The following is an 18671-nucleotide window of genomic DNA, read 5'->3' as shown; positions in this document are numbered from 1 at the left end:
TTCTTCCAGTTCCTCGACAAACACCGCACCCTTTTCGCGCAGCCCGTCCACGACATACTTGTTGTGCACGATCTCGTGGCGCACATAGACCGGTGCGCCCCATTTCTCCAATGCCATCTCGACGATCTTGATGGCCCGGTCCACGCCCGCGCAAAATCCGCGCGGCGCGGCCAGATACAGGGAAAGCGGCGGTCTGGTCATGGTCGTCATCTCCTTGCCGCCGACACGTAGGAGATTTCGCCGGATACGACAAGTGACCAAGGTTTTGTCATCCTGCCGTCATCTTTGCGCGCTAGAACATGACTCGTTTCAGTACGAGTCATATTTAAAGCGACGCGGCCAGGCTCATCCGAACCTGGCCGCGCTTTTCCCTGACCGAACCCCCTGAATTCAGCCGATCGTGTGTCGCTCAGCGACCGCCTGCCGCGGCATAGTTCCGATCCTCGGCCGGAATGTCGCGCGGCGGGCGTCCGATCACGTCGCGCAGCTCTTCCAGCTCGATGAAGTTGTCGGCCTGGCGGCGCAGCTCGTCCGAGATCATCGGCGGCTGGCTGCGGATGGTCGACACCACCGAGACCCGCACGCCCTGGCGTTGCAGGCTGGCAATCAGCGGGCGGAAATCGCCATCGCCCGAGAACAGCACGATATGATCCACGCGCGGCGCCAGTTCCATGGCATCCACGGTCAGTTCGATGTCCATGTTCCCTTTGACCTTGCGGCGGCCCATGCTGTCGGTGTATTCCTTCGCCGGTTTCGTGACCATGGTGAAACCGTTGTAATGCAGCCAGTCCACCAGCGGTCTGATCGGAGAATACTCATCGTTTTCAAGCAGCGCTGTATAGTAGAACGCCCTCAGGAGTTTCCCACGACGCATGAACTCCTGACGGAGCAATTTGTAGTCGATGTCAAATCCCAGAGCTTTTGCGGCGGCATATAGATTCGAGCCGTCGATGAACAGCGCTAGCCGTTCGTCTTTATAAAACATTAACTTTTTCCCTTCCGGTGCACCCTTTTCGCCGAGTATTTGCGTGAGTGAGTGGTGAGTGATCGGCGAAATGGTGATCTTAATGTAAGAATTTTGCGACTTATCGCAAGCATTCTGTGGGTCGAATATGGAGTATTTGATGAACAATAGCAGACAAGAAACCGTTATTGCACTGGGGGCGAACCTCAATTTCGACGGCTCCGACCCGCAGACGACCCTGCAACTTGCGCTGGACGTGCTTGCCGACGAAGGGGCGACGATTCGCGCCGCCAGCCGATTCTATGCCACGCCCTGCTTTCCGGCGGGGGCCGGACCCGATTACGTGAACGCGGCGGCGCTGCTGGAGACAGACCTTGCGCCCGAAGGATTGCTTGATCTTCTGCACCGCGTGGAACACCGCTTTGGGCGGGCACGCGAACAGCGCTGGGGCATGCGCACGCTCGACCTCGACATCGTCTGTTGGCAGGACAGTGTGCTGCCCGACGCGCGGGAATATGACCGCTGGTTCAACCTGCCACCCGAAGATCAGGTCAGGGTCGCGCCCGAACAGCTGATTCTGCCCCATCCCCGCCTTCAGGACCGGGCCTTTGTCCTGGTGCCGATGGCCGATGTGGCCCCTGGCTGGCGGCATCCGGTTCTGGGCCGGACCGTCACAGAAATGCTGGCGGACCTGCCTCGGGGCGACGTGGCGGCGGTCAGACCGCTCTGATTGCCGATTTGTTGGTATTTCGCGCTTGTCAAGCCGGGGATTCCGCCTTAGATAAGCCCCTTCCTGACACGGTTTCTGATTGGAGAGTGCCTCATGGCCCGCGTGACGGTAGAAGACTGCGTAGACAAGGTTCCGAACCGGTTCGAGCTGGTGATGCTCGCCGCCCATCGCGCGCGCGAAATTTCCGCCGGCGCCGGGATCACCGTGGACCGTGACAACGACAAGAATCCCGTTGTGTCCCTGCGCGAAATCGCCGACGAAACCCAGACGGCCGACGAACTGCGTGAACGCCTGATCGAAGCCAACCAGACCCAGATCGAGGTCGACGAGCCCGAAGAGGACCAGATGGCCCTGCTGATGGGTGCCGAATCGGACAAGCCCGCCGCTGACGACATGTCCGAAGAAAAGCTCCTGCGCGCCCTCATGGAGGCTCAGGGCCAGGGGTAACCCGGATACGGGAAGGTGCGGACCGGATGATTTCTGCTGAAGACCTGATTGCGCTGGTCCGCAATTACAATCCAAAAACCAATTCCGATCGCCTGAAACGGGCCTACGAGTTCGGCGACAAGATGCACGAGGGGCAGTTCCGCCACTCGGGCGAGCCCTATTTCACCCATCCCGTCGCCGTTGCCGCCATTCTGACCGAACAGCGTCTGGATGACGCCACCATCATCACCGCCCTGCTGCATGACACCATCGAGGATACCAAGGCCAGCTATGGCCAGGTGGCCGAGATGTTCGGGGATGAGGTCGCCAAGCTGGTCGATGGCGTCACCAAGCTGACCAACCTGCAACTGTCCAGCCACGAGACCAAACAGGCGGAAAACTTCCGCAAACTGTTCATGGCCATGTCCAAGGACCTGCGGGTCATTCTGGTCAAGCTGGCCGACCGTCTGCACAACATGCGCACCATCAAGGCGATGCGCCCGGAAAAACAGGTGGTCAAGGCGCGCGAGACGATGGATATCTACGCGCCGCTGGCAGGCCGGATGGGCATGCAATGGATGCGCGAGGAACTCGAAGACCTCGCTTTCCGTGTCCTGAATCCCGAAGGCCGCCAGTCCATCATCCGTCGCTTCATCACCCTGCAACGTGAAACCGGCGACGTGATCCATCGCATCACCGGTGACATGCGGCACGAGCTGGAAAAGGCGGGCATCGAGGCCGAGGTGTTCGGCCGCGCCAAGAAACCCTATTCGATCTGGCGCAAGATGCAGGAAAAGGATCAGGGCTTCTCGCGTCTGTCCGATATCTACGGGTTCCGCATCATCACCCAGACCGAGGAAGACTGCTATCGCACGCTGGGCGCGATCCATCAGCGCTGGCGGGCGGTGCCGGGGCGGTTCAAGGATTACATCAGCCAGCCGAAATCGAACGGCTATCGCTCGATCCACACCACCGTGTCGGGCCGCGACGGCAAACGGGTCGAGGTTCAGATCCGCACCCGCCAGATGCATGACGTGGCCGAAACCGGTGTTGCGGCCCACTGGTCGTACCGCGACGGCGTGCGCTCGGAAAACCCCTTTGCGGTGGACCCGGCCAAGTGGATTTCCAGCCTGACCGAACAGTTCGACACCGAAGAGGATCACGAGGATTTCCTCGAAGCCGTCAAGCTCGAGATGTATTCCGACCAGGTGTTCTGCTTTACCCCCAAGGGCGACGTGGTGAAACTGCCACGCGGGGCGACACCCATCGACTTTGCCTATGCCATCCATACCCGCATCGGCCACGCCTGCGTCGGCGCCAAGGTCGACGGCATCCGGGTGCCGCTCTGGACCCGGCTCAAGAACGGTCAGTCGGTCGATATCATCACCGCCGACGGCCAGACACCTCAGGTAACCTGGCTGGAAATCGCGGTGACCGGCAAGGCCCGCACCGCCATCCGCCGCGCCCTGCGCGAGGTGGACCGCGAACGCTTTGTCAAACTCGGCCACGAACTGGCGCGCGCCGCCTTTGAACATGTCGGGCGCAAGGCCACCGACAAGGTTCTGGATACGGCTGCCAGGCATCTGCGCCTCAAGGACCGCAGCGAATTGCTGGCCCGCCTTGGCAGCGCCGAGCTGACCGCGCATGACGTGATCGAGGCGGTCTATCCCGAACTCACCCGCGACGAGGGCGAAACCATCCCTCTGCGGCGCGCGGTGATCGGCCTGGAGGCGGGGCAAAGCTTCGAACGCGCGCCCTGCTGCCAGCCGCTGCCGGGCGAACGCATCGTCGGCATCACCTATCGCGGCAAGGGCGTGGTCGTGCACGCCATCGACTGCACGCGGCTGAGCGAATACGAAAACCAGCCCGAGCGCTGGGTCGACCTGCACTGGCATTCCGGCACCCACCCCGCGGTTTACGGCGCCACGCTCGACCTGACCATCGGCAACGATGCCGGCGTACTGGGACGTATTTGCACATTGATCGGCGAGAAAAAGGCCAATATCTCAAACCTTGAATTCGTGGATCGGAAACCGGACTTTTACCGCCTGCTGATCAACGTCGAACTGCGCGATGTCGAACAGTTGCATTCGTTGATGCTGACGCTCGAAGCGGAAAGCGACGTGGCGGCGGTCGAACGGTTCCGCGATTCCGATCTGGCAGCGGCGGAAACGGACTAAGAGAGGACGATCAGGAGTGGTTTTCAAGCGCCGAGATCGCCGCTCTCCCGTCCAGATCGCATCGGAGTTCGTCTACCCGCGCGGCGGCTGGACCCGCGCCTTTCACTACGTCAAGCACCGCATCCGTCGCTTGCCGGATTCGCCCGAGCGCATCGCGCGCGGCGTCGGCGCCGGGGTCTTCGCCTCGTTCACGCCGTTCTACGGGATGCACTTCGTCATCGCTGCCGTGGTGGCCCGGATGATCAACGGCAATTTTCTGGCCTCGCTCAGCGGCACCTTCTTTGGCAACCCGCTCACTTATGTCCCGATTGGCGTGGTCAGCCTGCAGACCGGCCATTTCCTTCTGGGCACCAAATTCGAAAAGGGGCACACTCAGGGGCTTATGGGCAAGTTCGCCAACGCCATGGCGGATCTCAAGGACAACTTCATCGCGCTCTTCACCGACCGAGATGCCGACTGGCACGGGCTGGGCGTGTTCTATGACGAGGTGTTCTTCCCCTACATGATCGGTGGCATCCTGCCCGGCATCATTGCCGGTGTCGTCTGCTATTATCTCAGCCTGCCATTGGTGCGCACCTATCAGCAGCGCCGCCGCACCAAGATCAAAAAGAAATTCGACCAAATCAAACGTTTGGCCCAGGTAAGGGCTGACGCGGTGCCGTCAAAGCCTCTAGGCTCGGCCACAGGGCAGGAAAAGGATTCTAACGATGTCTGACACCCATCTGCGTCTCGGCGTGAATATCGACCACGTGGCCACTGTGCGCAATGCGCGCGGCGGGGCCTATCCCGACCCGCTGCGCGCCGCCAGGCTGGCCGAAGAAGCGGGCGCCGACGGCATTACCGCGCACCTGCGCGAAGACCGCCGCCACATCTCGGACGCCGATATCGACGGGCTGATGGAGGTGCTGTCGGTGCCGCTCAACTTCGAGATGGCCGCGACCGACGAGATGCAGAAAATCGCCCTGCGCCACAAGCCGCACGCCGTCTGCATCGTCCCCGAAAAGCGCGAGGAACGGACAACCGAAGGCGGGCTCGAAGTCGCGCGCGAGGAAAACAAACTGGCCCACTTCATCGCCCCCCTGCGCGAGGCCGGGTGCCGCGTGTCGATCTTCATCGCCGCTGACATGAGGCAGATCGAGGCCGCGCACCGCATCGGCGCCGAGGTGATCGAACTGCACACCGGCGCCTATTGCGACGCCCATGCCGAAGGCCGGATGGAAGACGCCGCACGCGAACTGGAAGCGCTGCGCGAGATGTCCACCTTTGCCCATTCGCTGGGGCTCGAGGTGCACGCGGGCCACGGCCTCACCTATGACACGGTCAAACCCGTGGCCGCCTTCCCCGAGGTGCGCGAGCTGAACATCGGCCATTTCCTGATCGGCGAAGCGATCTTTCGCGGCCTGACCCCGGCAATTGCGGAAATGCGCAAACTGATGGACGAGGCGCGCGCGTGACCGACCTGCTGATCCCGCTCCCCGTCATCCTGATCGGCTGGGCTCTGGCCGGGGGCAGCCCCGGTCCGGCGACGCTGGCCATATCCGGCACGTCGATGGCGCATGGCCGGGCGGCTGGCGTGGCGATCGCGGCGGGTGTCGTGGTCGGCTCGGCGATCTGGGGCATTGCCGCGGGGCTTGGCTTTTCCGCCCTGATGCTGGCCAATGCCTGGCTGTTCGAGGCGGTGCGCTATGCCGGTGCGGCCTATCTGTTTTATCTCGCGCTCAAATCGCTGCGCTCGGCATGGCGCGGCTCGGCGGTCGCCCCCGTTGCGGCCCCGCGCAAGGCGTTCTTCTTCAAGGGGCTGACCCTGCACCTGACCAACCCCAAGGCAATCCTTGCATGGGGTTCGATCTATGCCATTGCCCTGGTCCCGGCGGCGGGCACCCTGTCGGTCTGGTTATTGTTTGCGGCCCTGTCCGCCACGTCGGTCACCGTCTTCATCGGCTATGCCCTGCTGTTTTCGGCCCCGCCCATTGCCCGCGCCTATCTGCGCGCCAAGCGCGGGTTCGATCTGGCCTTCGGGCTTCTCTTCGGCGCCGCCTCGCTCAAACTGCTGACCGCACGGCTGATCTGATCCGGTTCACAATCATGTGAGCAGAGGCGCGTTGCCGTAACGGCAAGCCGGATGGCATCTTGGGGTATTCATAACACGGAGGATACTTCGATGATTGCAAGAACCCTCGTTTCCGTTTTCCTTTTGACAGTCGGCGGCGCGGCTCTGGCGCAGGACGCGCAGCGCGAACTGATCCCGGTCAAGGGCGATGTCTATCTCTTCCGCAACAATTTCCATCAATCCCTGATCGTCGCCACGCCCGAAGGCACCATCCGCGTCGATCCGATCAACGCCGGTGCGGGCGCGTGGCTGAACGAAAATCTGGGCCAGATCACCGACCAGCCGGTCACGCATCTGATCTATTCGCACAGCCATCTGGACCACGCCTCGGGCGGGTCCGCCCATGATGGCGCACAGGTGATCGTCCATGAAAACGCCCCCGACGCCATCGACGGCGTAACCCCGGATCTGCGCATCGGCGACAGCCACACGCTCGAACTGGGCGGCAAGACGCTGGAACTGACCTATCTCGGCCCGGGCCATGGCGAGGACATGCTGGCCGTCGTTGTCCGCCCCGAGAATGTGGGCTTCATCGTCGATGTCGCCGCGCCCGACCGGCTGCCTTATCAGACGCTGGGCGGCGCCAATGCGGATGACTGGATCAACCAGATCAAGACCGCCATGGCACTCGATTTCGAGGTGTTCGCTCCCGGCCACGGCAAGATCGGCACGCATGAGGATCTGGCCGAGCATCTGGGTTATTTCGAAACTCTGCGCGCCGGTGTGCTTGAAGGTCTCAAGGCAGGTAAACCGGTCGCAGACATCCAGGCCGAACTGACGCTCGACGATTACAAGGACTGGGGCCAGTACGAAGCCTGGCGCCCGCTCAATATCGAGGGCATGGCAACCTACCTCACCAATGCGGGGCTTGTGAACTGAGCCGGGCTTTCAGTCGGGTGCGCGGTCAGGGGCCGAGAGGGTTGTAAACCACTCCGCCACACTGTCCGCCCAGTCCGGTTGCCGTCCATGCCCGTTTGGGCCAAGCGAGAATACCAGCGATCCGGCCTGGCACTTGGTCCATGCCTTGTTCCAGCGCGCGCCCTTGGCCGAAACGGTATCCGCCATCTGCCCGCAGCCATTGGTCTTGGCAAGGATCCCCAGAGACTTGAAAACACTGCCCTGTTCGAAATCCCAGCCGCCAAAGGTGACTTCCCGGCCTTCCAGCGGAACCGTCCGGTCGGCAAATCCGTGCGAGTGGTGCATGTGCACCGGCCCCTTGCAGCGCCGCCACATCGGCTCCCAGAAGGCACCCGAAGCCGAGGCGTAGCCGAGCGCGAAATCCGGGGTCTGGCAGGCGATATCCCAGACCATCGAGCCGCCGCGAGAGTATCCGGCCAGAAAGACCCGGTCGGGGTCGAACCCGAACCGGGCAAGTGCGTCCGCCTTGACCGCTTCCAGCGCGCCCTTGTCGTCGCGCGGCCAGCGGTGCCCGTCATGCACGCCCCAATCCAGCGCCTTGGGATTGCCGATATCGACCTGCCCCGCCGGGGCCACCACCGCAAACCCGCGCGCGGTAAACGCCCCGACCAGAGCATCATTTCCCATCACCGCTTTCGGTGTCGCCGCATAGCCGTGCAGAAAGATGACCACGGGCGCGCCCTGCACCCCGTCAGGCAGGGCCAGCAGATACTCGGTCTCGCCCGCGACACAGGGCGCATCCGGCCCGCCGCAGGTGCTTTCCTGCGCCTGTGCGCCCGATAGGAACGCCCCCAGATATAGCAGCAGTATCAATCGGCGCATTGCGATCCTCGTTTTGTTGGTCATGCCTTTGACCGGAGTGTAGCACAGATAATTCCCGGCATCTGCTTGCCATATGGGGCCGTTTGGCGTTGATTGTGCCGACAGATTCCAGGGGGACCGCATGATTTTGGGAATTGGCACCGATCTCGCCAATATCGACCGCATCCAGCGAACGCTCGACCGGTTCGGCGATCGGTTCCGTGACCGCGTGTTCACCGAGACCGAACAGACCAAGGCCGAACGCCGCGCCGATACCGCCGGCACATATGCCAAGCGCTGGGCCGCGAAAGAGGCGTGTTCCAAGGCGCTGGGCACCGGTCTGCGCATGGGCATCGCCTGGAAGGACATGGCGGTGACGAACCTCCGCTCGGGCCAGCCGGTCATGCACGTCACCGGCTGGGCGGCGGAGAGGCTCAGGGAAATGACGCCCGCAGGCCACGAGGCGATCATCCACGTAACCCTGACCGACGATCACCCCTGGGCGCAGGCCTTTGTGGTGATCGAGGCGCGGCCCCGTCACGAAGCCGCCGCGCGGCCTTGACTCGGCCCCACCGGCCCCGCATGTAGCACCCAATCAGACAAGGACTGGAGAGAGCAGTATGGCCGAGAAAGCCAAAACCGGCGGCGCCCTGTGGGAGACGATCAAGACCATCGTCTATGCCCTGTTGATCGCGGGCGTCTTCCGCACCCTGTTCTTTCAGCCATTCTGGATTCCATCCGGTTCGATGAAACAGACGCTGCTGATCGGCGATTTCCTGTTCGTCAACAAGATGGCCTATGGTTATTCCTACGCCTCATGCCCCAGCCTGATCCTGCCCCGTTTCGGCATCAACATAGATGCCGATGATATCTGCGGCTGGATGAAGGGCGACAATACCCGCATCCTGGGCGGCGAACCGGAACGCGGCGACGTGATCGTCTTTCGCCACCCGGTTTCGGGACGCGACTATATCAAGCGCCTGATTGGTCTGCCCGGTGACAAGATCCAGGTGCGCGATGGCGTCCTGATCATCAATGGCACGCCGGTCAAGCTGCAGGATGACGGCGTGTTCGAAGAAATCGAAGCACCTCAGGGGCCGCAGGGCCTGCGCCCGCGCTGCGAAAACGGGCCGGTCGGCACCGGCGGCATCTGCATCAAGTCACGCAAGATCGAAACCCTGCCGAACGGCGTTTCGCACACGATCCTGAATATCGGCGACCAGTCCTCGGATCACACCGGCATCTACGCAGTGCCCGAAGGCCACTATTTCTTCATGGGCGACAACCGCGACAATTCCAGCGACAGCCGCCTGCCGCAATCCGCCGGCGGCGTGGGGTTCGTGCCCTACGAAAACCTGATCGGGCGCGCCGACCGGATCATGTTCTCGTCCGCGGGCCGCTCGATGCTGTTCTTCTGGACATGGCGCGGCGACCGGTTCTTCGAAGGCGTTCAGTGAAACTGTCAGCCGAAATAAAGGCCTTCGAACAGCGCATCGGCCACCGGTTCGAACGTCCCGAGCTTTTGCTGCGTGCGCTTACGCACGGCTCGGTCTCGGCGCCGACCCGTCCCGACAACCAGCGGCTCGAGTTTCTGGGTGACCGGGTGCTGGGTCTGGTGATGGCAACCGCGCTGCTGGAGGCGGACAAGACCGCGGCCGAAGGCCAGCTGGCCCCCCGTTTCAACGCGCTGGTGCGCAAGGAAACCTGCGCCGATGTCGCCCGTCAGGTCGATCTGGGCGCGGTGCTGAAACTCGGGCGCTCCGAGATGCTGTCGGGCGGGCGGCGCAAGCAGGCTCTGCTTGGCGACGCGATGGAAGCGGTCATTGCCGCCGTCTATCGCGATGCCGGGTTCGAAGCCGCCCGAGACGTCATCCTTACCCTCTGGGGCGACCGTATCCACAAGGTCGAGGCCGACGCCCGCGACGCCAAAACCGCGCTTCAGGAATGGGCCCAGGCGCGCGGCCAGAAACCACCCAGTTATGTCGAGGTCAAACGCAGCGGGCCCGATCACGCACCGGTCTTCACCATCGCCGCCCGGCTGCAGGACGGAACCGAAGCGCAGGCCACAGCGGGTTCGAAACGCCAGGCCGAACAGGCCGCGGCCAAGGCGTTGCTGGATCGCCTGAGCCAGTCGTGAAGTTGGGCGCCTCCGGCGCGCTCTTTTTTGATTTTCGATTGAGGGACGCTGTCCCTCAAAATACCCCGGGGTGAATTGCCCGCAGGTCAAGAGGGGCAGCGCCCCTTTTTCTTTGCAGTTGCGCGGCGCGAATCCCTCTGGTCCGCCACGGCAAACTCCTGTAGGGGTGCGGCCCTGCTAGCAGGATAGAAAACTGATGACCACACGCGCCGGATTTGTTGCCCTGATCGGTGAGCCCAACGCGGGCAAGTCCACTTTGTTGAACCGCATGGTCGGGGCCAAGGTCTCGATCGTGACGCACAAGGTTCAGACCACCCGCGCCCGCATTCGCGGCGTCGCGATGGAGGGCGAGGCGCAGCTTGTCTTTGTCGACACGCCAGGTCTGTTCAAACCGCGCCGCCGTCTGGACCGCGCGATGGTCGCGGCCGCCTGGGGCGGGGCAGCGGATGCCGATATCGTCGTGCTGATGGTCGAGGCCCATCGCGGCATCACCGAAGGGGTGGAGCGCATTCTGGAGGGTCTGGGCGAGATCGGCCAGGGCCGCAAGGTCGCGCTGGCAATCAACAAGATCGACAAGGTGCAATCGGACGTGCTGTTGGGCCTGACCAAGGATCTGAACGACCGTTATCCCTTTGCCAAGACTTTCATGATCTCGGCCGAGCGCGGGTATGGCGTCGAGGATCTGCGCAAATGGCTGGCCCAGCAGCTGCCCGAAGGCCCATGGCTGTATCCCGAAGATCAGATCGCCGATCTGCCGATGCGCATGATCGCCGCCGAAATGACGCGTGAAAAGCTGACCCTGCGCCTGCATCAGGAACTGCCTTATCAGCTGACGGTCGAGACGGAAAGCTGGCAGGAACGCAAGGATGGCTCGGCCAGAATCGATCAGGTCATCTATGTCATGCGCGACGGTCACAAGGGCATCGTTCTGGGCAAGAAGGGCGAGACGATCAAGGCCGTCAGTCAGGCCGCGCGGGCGGAACTGGAAGAGTTCCTCGACCGCAAGATCCACCTGTTCCTGCAAGTGAAAGTCCGGCCCAACTGGCTGGAGGAATCCGAGCGCTATTCGGAAATGGGTCTGGATTTCAAAGACGGCAACGCATGACCCGCCTGACCGCCGATTTCTGGGTTCACGCCTATCTGGCGCGGCTGCGGTTTTTGGAAATCCCCGCCTTTGTCGTGGCCCATGGCGACGACACCGCGGGCGCGGTTCTGGTCAAGCTCAACACGCTCGACGGGCAGGCCACCGCCTTTCAGCGCAGCTTTGATCTGATGAGCGGCGAACGCACATGGGTCCAACTGTCCTCTGGTCCCGAGGGCGACGTGGATCACGCCATCCAGCGCCAGCGCAGCTTTGACCCCGACCTCTGGGTGATCGAGGTCGAAGACCGGCAAGGCCGGCACCTGCTGGGCGAAGAGGGGCTGGAGTAGCGGGCCAGATGCATGTCGGTTTTGAGCCCGAAGCGGACCCATGGGCTCTTAGCTTCAATCGTGCACAAGGCCAAAACGCTTGCATGCTTCTCGACTTTGGACTTAGCGTCGCTGAGGTGCGCCGCAGATAACTTCACATCGCATCGTTGTCTTGGAGGATTCCTCTCGTGCCGATGCGATGGGTCATTCTGATTGTGCTGTTCCTTGCCCGAACGGTCATGGCCATCCAGTTCCAGTCCGTGGCGGCACTGTCTCCGTTCATCATGGACAGCCTCGCGATAACGCTCACGGAGATAGGGATCCTGATCGGTCTCTATTCGGGACCCGGAATCATTGTCGCGGTTGCAGGCGGTGCGGTTGCAAGCTGGTTTGGTGACAAGCGGACAGTCACCGCAAGTCTGGTGCTGATGGTCGTCGGCGCGGTGATATTCACGACAACGACGACCCTTGCATGGGCTGTTGCAGGTCGGATCATCTCAGCCGTCGGTGGGCTGGTTCTTAACGTTCTGATGACCAAGATGGTGATCGATTGGTTCGACGGGAGGAATGTTTCAACGGCTCTGGCGATCTTCATCAGTTCCTGGCCTGTCGGGATCGCGCTTGGTCTGCTTGTATTGCCGCCAATCGCCGCCAATGCCGATTTGTGGACGGCCTGGACCGCGCTGACGATCCTCACCGTGGCGGCCCTTCTGCTCTTCGCCGTCGTCTACAAGGTACCGCCCGGCGCGGTACCCGGCAACGCGCGGATCAGGTTTTCCGCTCTGCCGTGGACGCCACTGGCCTGCGCGGCGGTTCTGTGGGGCCTCTATAATTGCGCATTCTCGATGATCTTCAGCTTCGGCGCCCTTGTTCTCGCAGAGCGCGGCATGCCGGTCATAGCTGCTAGTTCCGCGGTCAGCTTTTACATCATTGCGGCCACGACATCGATTCCGGTCGGCGGATGGCTGGCGGATCGAACCGGACAGCCCAATCGGATCATCCTCGTAAGTCTGGTTGGCGGCATGCTCGTCTTTCCGGCAGTTCTTTATCTGCCAAACAGCTTCTTGCTTGCCGCACTCGTGCTGGGCGGCCTCCTGGCCGGGCTGGCGCCCGGGCCCGTGGTCTCCATGCCCGGCCTTATCCTTGCGCCCGACATTCGTGCCTTCGGGACCGGCGTTTTCTACTCCATCTACTATGTGCTGATGATGATCGCCCCGGCCTTGGCGGGTGCCCTTGCGGATTACGTCGGCGATGTAAGCGTCGCCTTCGTTCTGGGTTCCGGCATGATGCTGCTCGCGATCCTCGCGCATTGGGCGTTTCGGCAGACAGCCTCTCCCCCGCAGGTCGCGGGATCATGATCCGGCCATCGCGAAGAGAGAAGACAAGACCGACTGGCTCACTGGACTGGCTCGTGCAATGACAGAGGCCGAGGAAAGGCTATGATGGACCGTAGCTTTGCCGAGACCGAGAATGGCAAGATACTGGCCGGGATGGCCCGAAACTGTCGCATGATCTTTTTCACCGGGCTGCCAGCGTCCGGCAAATCGTTCTTTCTCCGCGCACTGATCTCGATGGCTGGGGCTACCGGACGCCGCGTCCATCTGATGCGCTGGGATGCGGGCTTGGCGTCGTTTCAGACGGATGACATCCTCGCACGCTACCCGGATATCGCCGACGGAAGCCACCCGATCGTCCGAAAGGCCGCCGGATTATGGGGACGGCAGGCCGTCGCGCGCTGGCTGGACATGCATCCGGATCACGCGGACCTTCTTGTCGGGGAGGTCCCCATCGTTGGAAACAGGTTTTCCGAGTTGGTGAAAGTGCTTCCCGACGCGGTCGAGGCAGGCTTGGCCTCGCCGGAGACGGCTTTTGTTTATTCGGTGCCGACCGCAGAGATGCGGGGAAAGCTGGAAGCTCTTCGGAGAGAAACCTTCGCGAACCCAAAGCACCCGGACGAGGCCAAGGATGCTCCACCCGCCACCATGGACCTGGCCTGGAAACTGACTTGCACGAAGTCCATCGAACTCGGGCTGGTCCCATCGGCGGAAAGCGAAAGCACGCCCGCATATGACGCGGCATTGTACCGCCGATTCTTCGACCATCTGCTGCAGCACCGGAATGCTCGGGCGCTGGACGTGGACATGTTCTATGCAAACAGCGGATCGGCCCACGACATTCAGGGGGGCGTCTCGGAAATCTTCGCGACGCCCGGAGAAGTCGAGCAAGCGATAGCAGAAATCGAAGCTGTCATGGACCCCGACGCCGCCGCCCGAGCGGTCGAAAACTGGTATCGACTGTGATCGGCCTGCGGTGGCGGCTTTGTCCGCTTAGATCACTAGCCCCCTGCCGTCGGACCAAGCGATTCACGTATCTTTCCGCGTTTGATGTGCAAAACCATTGCAGAACGGACCCCTTCACGATTTTCTGGGAACACCACAACTTTTTCACCGACAAGACCCCGAATTGGACTGGCGCGATCACGGCATCCTACTGACCTCTCGCCGCCACGGCGAAACCTCGGCGATTATCGAGGTCTTTACCGAATCCCACGGGCGTCATGCCGGTGTCGTGCGGGGCGGGACCAGCCGCAAGATCGCACCGATCCTGCAACCCGGCGCGGCCAAGCAACCGATCAACCGCGCCACCGCCCAGGGCGACATTCGCGCGCTCAATTCCGAGCTTGATCATGTCAACAAACAGCAGGCGCTCGACATTGCCGCCGTCACGCCCGCAGGCGCACTGATCGGGCTTGTGGCCGGCACCGAAAAGAAGCGCTTTGAAATGCTGACCGGCGAATATAAGCAAAGGCTCAAGGCGCGGATCGCTGCGATCAATAAAAAGTGCAAATGATGCCTATGTGATTTGCCGTGGCCGGTGTAATGGGGCACGGCAGGCTTCATTCCCTGTTCAACGGCACCGGGTTCCTGATGGCGCGCGAAAAACCGATTTCATTTGCAAGGCTCTCCGAGGTTCCTCTCGGCGACATCTTGGCGCATATGTCCGATCCCCGCATGGCCGAACACATGCCGTTGCTGACATTTGCCTGGGATGACGCAGTGGCGCGGGAATTCGTCACCACCAAAGAGGCCTGCTGGCAGCGCGACGGGCTGGGGCATTGGGCGATCCTGCTGGACGGGGCCTATGCCGGCTGGGGCGGATTTCAGAAAGAAGAAGGGGAGTGGGATTTCGGCCTGGTGCTCAAGCCCGACCGTTTCGGGCTTGGCCTTGCGATCACGGCCAGAATGCTCGCCTTTGCCCGGCATGACCCGCGCATTCCCAATGTCACCTTCCTGCTGCCGCCCTCGCGGCGGCACCTTGGCGCGCTGCGGCGGTTGGGTGCGGAATACGTGGGAGAGGTCGACCATGCCGGCGCCCGGTTCCGCAAGTTCCGGCTGGACACCGACTGAACCGGTCCCTTGCCGCGCCGAGGCGTTTGAGGGCAAGGTGGCGGCGACGGCAACGGCAGGGATGGGCGATGGACTGGCGGGATCACGGCATATTGCTGAGCACGCGCCGCCATGGCGAGACCTCGGCCATCATCGAGGTCTTCACCGAAACCCATGGCCGTCACGCGGGCGTGGTGCGGGGCGGCGCCAGCCGCAAGATCGCCCCCATCCTGCAACCCGGCGCCCAGCTGGATGTTACCTGGCGCGCCCGGCTTCAGGAGCATCTGGGCGCCTTCCATGTCGAACCCCTGCGCTCGCGCGCGGCGGCGGCGTTCTCAGGACGTCTGCCGCTGGCGGGGCTGAACGCGGTGGTGGCGCTGCTCTCGTTCTGCCTGCCCGAACGCGAACCGCACCCCGGCCTCTACAAACACTCGGAACAGCTGATGGACCTGCTGGGTCAGGATGAGGTCTGGCCGCTGGCCTATCTGCGCTGGGAGCTGGCGCTGCTCAAGGAGCTGGGCTTCGGCCTCGATCTTGGCCGCTGCGCGGTGACCGGCGCGACCGAGGGGCTGGTCTATGTCTCGCCGAAATCGGGCCGCGCGGTGACCGCTCAGGGGGCGGGCGAATGGGCCGACCGCATGCTGCCGCTGCCGCCCTGCCTGCGCGGGCAGGGGCCGTCGCCCGATGCCGAGGTGGCGCAGGCGCTGACAACAACCGGGCATTTCTTCGAACACCACGTTGCGCCCGCGCTGGGCCATCACCCCCTGCCCGAGGCGCGCTCCCGCTTTGTCGATCTCTTCACTCGGTCGCTGTGAAAACCATCTCGTGCCCTGCATCGTTGCGCAGGATCAGCACCTCTCCCGACACCTCCGACAGGGTCATCGCCATCAGCGCCGCGAAATAGGTGCCCTCGGCCTCAAGGTCCGGGCAGGCCTTGCGCGTCGCCGCGATATCGCGCACCTCGAACCAGGGATAGGGCGCATCCAGCACGCCGGAATAGGCGTTGCAGGGGGCTTGACCTGCAACCTTTCCCGGTTCGGGAAAGGTCAGCGTCGCCGTGGCGGCAAAAACCTCGCCGTCGATTTCCTGCAACCCCCATGTCCGGTCAGCCGCACCATAGGCGGCAACGGATTCGTCAGGCTGGCACTGCCAAAGCCCCAGCAGGGGAAAAATCAGGACAAGACGCAGCATATACCCTCCTCTTGCGCATCGGTCCCACAGGCAGAACCAGCAATCCGCGATCGGGTCAAGGCCGGCGACCTGCCGGAACCAGCCCTCACTCCGCCAGATCGTCTTCGATCTGTTCGATCGCCCGGGCCGCGACCCGGCCGGACAAAGACGTATCGACATGCGCCGCCAATGCGGGCAGCGCGGGGGCCGCCGCCGCGCCGATCTGACCCAGTGCGATTGCCGCCTCCTTGCGCAGGAATACGGATGAGCTGTCCAGCAATTCGGTCAGCGCCGGAACGGCCGGTGCGGCCTCGGGTCCGAAAAGCGCCAGCGCCTTGGCCGCAGCTCGCTGGATATTGGGGCTGTCCTGTTCAAGGTCCGAAATCAGGCTGGCCACCGTTGTCCCGCGTGGCAGCGCCGCCAGCCGAAGCCCATCGCTGATCCGTTGGTTCAGATGCTGATTGTCACCGACCCACCGCACGATGAAGAAATATCGCGAAACAGCCGTTGCAAGTGCGCTTGCGGGCAGGGTTTCATCGTGCCAGCGGTCGACCATCTTCCGCGCGGCATGGCGGTCGCCATTCAACGCAAGGAACGAGGCCGCAACCGGCATAAGTTCCTTGGCCTGCGGATTGCGGTCCAGCTCGGCGTTCAGGGCGCCGATGGCGTCGTCCAGTTTCCCCATGGCAAACAGCGCCGCGGCCTCGAACAGGACATAGTGGCTGGGATGTTCGGGATCGAGGCGCATCGCCGCCTGAACAAAGGCCAGCCCTTCCTCCGGCTCACCGGCGGCAATCAGCGCCCATCCCATCGTCAGGTGCGCTTCGGGGTCGCTGGGCTGCAACGCGATGGCCTTTGCCGCTTCCTCGCGGGCCTCGTCAGTGCCCCGGCTTTGACCCTGCGCCGTTGACCAGTCGGGCAGGTTGAGAAGGATCATCGCACGAACAACATGCACCATGGAGTTTTCAAACCGCGACAGTTCGCGGAAGTAATTGAAGAAAATCCCGATATGCGATCGCTGGTCGCCGGCCGTAATACCGCTCCAGTGGTGAAAGATATGCGGGCGCAGATGCGCCAGCGCCAAGGCCGCCCAGGCGCGTCCGTAATCCGGGTCCAGCGCGACCGCCTGTTCGAAATGCGGTATCGCGGCCAGATTGTCCCGCTCGTTGAAGCGCGAATACAACTCCCACCCTCGTTGGAACGCCTCGCGGGCTTCGAGCGTGTCCGTCTCCACCTTCTCGATTTCGATCCGGTTCTGCGCGTCCAGGGGAACGTCCAGAACCTTGGCGATGTCCAGCACGATCCGGTTTTGCACTGCAAACAACTCGCCCGGCTCGGCATCAAAACGCTCGGCCCACAAAAGCCGCCCGTTCGACGTATCCGTCAGGCGGATATTGACCCGAAACGCGTCTCCGGTCCGCCGCAAGCTGCCGTCAACCACGTACCTGACACCCAGTTCCTCGGCAAAACGCGCAATGTCGATATCCCGGTCCCGATAGGCGAACGAGGTATTTCCCGCGATCACGAACAGGCCTGATATCCGGGACAGATCGGTGATCAGGTCTTCGGATATCCCGTCCACCAGCATCTCGTTCGCACGGTCTTCGGAATAGTTGGAAATCGGCAGCACCGCGACCGAGGGCAGGTCGGGCAACGGAAAGGCCATGCGCGTTTCCGCTGCGCGCAACTGGTTCGAGGTCCACGGGGCGGCCCAATAGACGCCTGCCGCCACAAGCGCCACAATGATCAGTGCCGCCGCAATCATTCTCGCCCGGCTTTTCGGTTTCCTTGCAATTTCCAGCGCGTCGGACACGACCCGGAACGCCTCGACCGGCTCGGTGATGTTCTTGACCTTTTGCGGTCCCATCGGAACAAAGCCCGCCGTTACATTTGCGCGCGCATAGTTAACCACCGCCTGCGAGGCGACGATGCCGCCCGGTTCAGCCAGCGCCTCCAGCCGCGCGGCGACATTCACCCCGTCGCCCAGGATGTCATCCCCGTTCGAAACCACATCGCCCACGTTCAGGCCGATGCGCAGCGCGATGGCGCGATCCGGGTCCTGAGCGGCGTTGCGGTCTTTCAGGCGGGTCTGGATTTCCACCGCCGCGCGAACGGAATCGACGGCGCTGCGGAACTCGATCAGGAAACTGTCGCCGGCGGTATTGGCGATCCGCCCGCCATGTTGATCAACCAGCGGCTCGATCACCTCATTGCGTAGCCTGCGTAACGCGGCGATGGTGCCCTCCTCATCGACGCCGACCAGACGGGAATACCCCGCCACATCAGCGGCCAGGATCGCCGCCAGGCGCCGGTTTGAGCTGTTCTCCATGAGGTCGAAGGTTAACAGTTTCGAAATATCGTGGGAACCGGTTTCCCGTGCATCAGGGCACGTATCGCGCTCAAAGTCTTGTACAAAATGAACAACAGGGGGTCACGGAC

At 62.7% G+C, this 18671-nt stretch carries 20 protein-coding genes and 2 pseudogenes; 17 read left to right on the top strand and 5 right to left on the bottom strand.

Annotation, left to right across the window (positions count from 1 at the left end):
• Nucleotides 1–201: pseudogene (ispH, locus tag AC2FLX_RS15835) on the bottom strand (4-hydroxy-3-methylbut-2-enyl diphosphate reductase); the annotation flags it as partial.
• Nucleotides 202–409: 208 nt separating this feature from the next.
• Nucleotides 410–985 carry a LabA-like NYN domain-containing protein gene (locus AC2FLX_RS15830; RefSeq protein ID WP_480752066.1) on the bottom strand — a complete coding sequence of 192 codons (576 nt, stop codon included), beginning with the start codon at nucleotides 983–985 and terminating at the stop codon, nucleotides 410–412.
• Nucleotides 986–1124: 139 nt separating this feature from the next.
• Between AC2FLX_RS15830 and folK the strand changes: the two genes are divergently transcribed.
• The 7 genes from folK to AC2FLX_RS15795 all read left to right on the top strand — a co-directional run bounded on the left by folK (nucleotide 1125) and on the right by AC2FLX_RS15795 (nucleotide 7289).
• Entirely contained in the window at nucleotides 1125–1694 is a 570-nt protein-coding gene (gene folK / locus AC2FLX_RS15825) for a 2-amino-4-hydroxy-6-hydroxymethyldihydropteridine diphosphokinase (RefSeq protein ID WP_496748377.1), read from the top strand.
• A gap of 93 nt (nucleotides 1695–1787) precedes the next feature.
• The gene (gene rpoZ, locus AC2FLX_RS15820; protein WP_480752063.1) at nucleotides 1788–2141 is read left to right on the top strand and encodes a DNA-directed RNA polymerase subunit omega; all 354 of its coding nucleotides are present in this window, start codon (nucleotides 1788–1790) and stop codon (nucleotides 2139–2141) included.
• A 26-nt stretch (nucleotides 2142–2167) separates the two neighbouring features.
• The gene (locus tag AC2FLX_RS15815) at nucleotides 2168–4300 is read left to right on the top strand and encodes a RelA/SpoT family protein (protein ID WP_496748376.1); all 2133 of its coding nucleotides are present in this window, start codon (nucleotides 2168–2170) and stop codon (nucleotides 4298–4300) included.
• 16 nt (nucleotides 4301–4316) lie between these two features.
• Nucleotides 4317–5015, top strand: a complete 699-nt coding sequence (locus tag AC2FLX_RS15810; RefSeq protein ID WP_480752060.1) for a DUF2062 domain-containing protein — start codon at nucleotides 4317–4319, stop codon at nucleotides 5013–5015.
• Nucleotides 5008–5754, top strand: coding sequence for a pyridoxine 5'-phosphate synthase (locus AC2FLX_RS15805; protein ID WP_496811275.1), 747 nt, complete (start codon nucleotides 5008–5010; stop codon nucleotides 5752–5754). Before AC2FLX_RS15810 ends, AC2FLX_RS15805 begins: the two co-directional genes overlap by 8 nt.
• Complete coding sequence (locus AC2FLX_RS15800) at nucleotides 5751–6371, top strand: LysE family transporter (protein WP_496811274.1); 621 nt, start codon at nucleotides 5751–5753, stop codon at nucleotides 6369–6371. The genes AC2FLX_RS15805 and AC2FLX_RS15800 overlap by 4 nt, the downstream gene beginning before the upstream one ends.
• A 90-nt stretch (nucleotides 6372–6461) precedes the next feature.
• On the top strand, nucleotides 6462–7289 hold the full coding sequence (locus AC2FLX_RS15795) for an MBL fold metallo-hydrolase (RefSeq protein ID WP_480752055.1): 828 nt from the start codon (nucleotides 6462–6464) through the stop codon (nucleotides 7287–7289).
• A 9-nt stretch (nucleotides 7290–7298) separates the two neighbouring features.
• On the opposite strand, the gene AC2FLX_RS15790 is transcribed toward AC2FLX_RS15795, so the two are convergent.
• Complete coding sequence (locus tag AC2FLX_RS15790) at nucleotides 7299–8174, bottom strand: CE1 family esterase (protein ID WP_496875469.1); 876 nt, start codon at nucleotides 8172–8174, stop codon at nucleotides 7299–7301.
• Between the two features lie 97 nt (nucleotides 8175–8271).
• Between AC2FLX_RS15790 and acpS the strand changes: the two genes are divergently transcribed.
• The 10 genes and pseudogenes from acpS to recO (AC2FLX_RS15740) all read left to right on the top strand — a co-directional run bounded on the left by acpS (nucleotide 8272) and on the right by recO (AC2FLX_RS15740) (nucleotide 15877).
• Entirely contained in the window at nucleotides 8272–8691 is a 420-nt protein-coding gene (acpS, locus tag AC2FLX_RS15785; protein ID WP_480752052.1) for a holo-ACP synthase, read from the top strand.
• Between the two features lie 58 nt (nucleotides 8692–8749).
• Nucleotides 8750–9586 carry a signal peptidase I gene (gene lepB / locus AC2FLX_RS15780; RefSeq protein WP_480752051.1) on the top strand — a complete coding sequence of 279 codons (837 nt, stop codon included), beginning with the start codon at nucleotides 8750–8752 and terminating at the stop codon, nucleotides 9584–9586.
• On the top strand, nucleotides 9583–10266 hold the full coding sequence (gene rnc / locus AC2FLX_RS15775) for a ribonuclease III (protein WP_496875468.1): 684 nt from the start codon (nucleotides 9583–9585) through the stop codon (nucleotides 10264–10266). Before lepB ends, rnc begins: the two co-directional genes overlap by 4 nt.
• Before the next feature lie 196 nt (nucleotides 10267–10462).
• On the top strand, nucleotides 10463–11371 hold the full coding sequence (era, locus tag AC2FLX_RS15770; RefSeq protein ID WP_480752047.1) for a GTPase Era: 909 nt from the start codon (nucleotides 10463–10465) through the stop codon (nucleotides 11369–11371).
• The gene (locus AC2FLX_RS15765) at nucleotides 11368–11697 is read left to right on the top strand and encodes a DUF1491 family protein (RefSeq protein WP_496811081.1); all 330 of its coding nucleotides are present in this window, start codon (nucleotides 11368–11370) and stop codon (nucleotides 11695–11697) included. The genes era and AC2FLX_RS15765 overlap by 4 nt, the downstream gene beginning before the upstream one ends.
• A gap of 173 nt (nucleotides 11698–11870) precedes the next feature.
• Nucleotides 11871–13034 (top strand): MFS transporter, encoded by a 1164-nt coding sequence (locus AC2FLX_RS15760; RefSeq protein WP_496807955.1) that lies wholly within the window; start codon nucleotides 11871–11873, stop codon nucleotides 13032–13034.
• 81 nt (nucleotides 13035–13115) lie between these two features.
• Nucleotides 13116–13976 carry a hypothetical protein gene (locus AC2FLX_RS15755; protein ID WP_496875467.1) on the top strand — a complete coding sequence of 287 codons (861 nt, stop codon included), beginning with the start codon at nucleotides 13116–13118 and terminating at the stop codon, nucleotides 13974–13976.
• A gap of 163 nt (nucleotides 13977–14139) precedes the next feature.
• Nucleotides 14140–14299, top strand: a pseudogene (recO, locus tag AC2FLX_RS15750) (DNA repair protein RecO); the annotation flags it as partial.
• Nucleotides 14300–14603: 304 nt separating this feature from the next.
• The gene (locus AC2FLX_RS15745; protein ID WP_496811084.1) at nucleotides 14604–15083 is read left to right on the top strand and encodes a GNAT family N-acetyltransferase; all 480 of its coding nucleotides are present in this window, start codon (nucleotides 14604–14606) and stop codon (nucleotides 15081–15083) included.
• A 68-nt stretch (nucleotides 15084–15151) separates the two neighbouring features.
• Nucleotides 15152–15877: a DNA repair protein RecO gene (gene recO, locus AC2FLX_RS15740; protein ID WP_480752096.1), complete on the top strand. Its 726-nt coding sequence runs from the start codon at nucleotides 15152–15154 to the stop codon at nucleotides 15875–15877.
• Here the strand turns inward: recO (AC2FLX_RS15740) and AC2FLX_RS15735 are convergent.
• A complete protein-coding gene (locus AC2FLX_RS15735; RefSeq protein ID WP_496811079.1) occupies nucleotides 15861–16253 on the bottom strand; it encodes an META domain-containing protein in 393 nt (130 codons plus the stop codon). The two genes, recO (AC2FLX_RS15740) and AC2FLX_RS15735, sit on opposite strands and share 17 nt — an antisense overlap.
• Nucleotides 16254–16338: 85 nt before the next feature.
• Nucleotides 16339–18561, bottom strand: a complete 2223-nt coding sequence (locus tag AC2FLX_RS15730) for a HEAT repeat domain-containing protein (RefSeq protein ID WP_496811078.1) — start codon at nucleotides 18559–18561, stop codon at nucleotides 16339–16341.
• Between the last annotated feature and the right edge of the window lie 110 nt (nucleotides 18562–18671).

This window comes from Ruegeria sp. YKSF57, from assembly GCF_059612585.1.
Note: the sequence above shows the minus strand (reverse complement) of the source record. Positions and strands in the feature narration are given on the sequence as shown.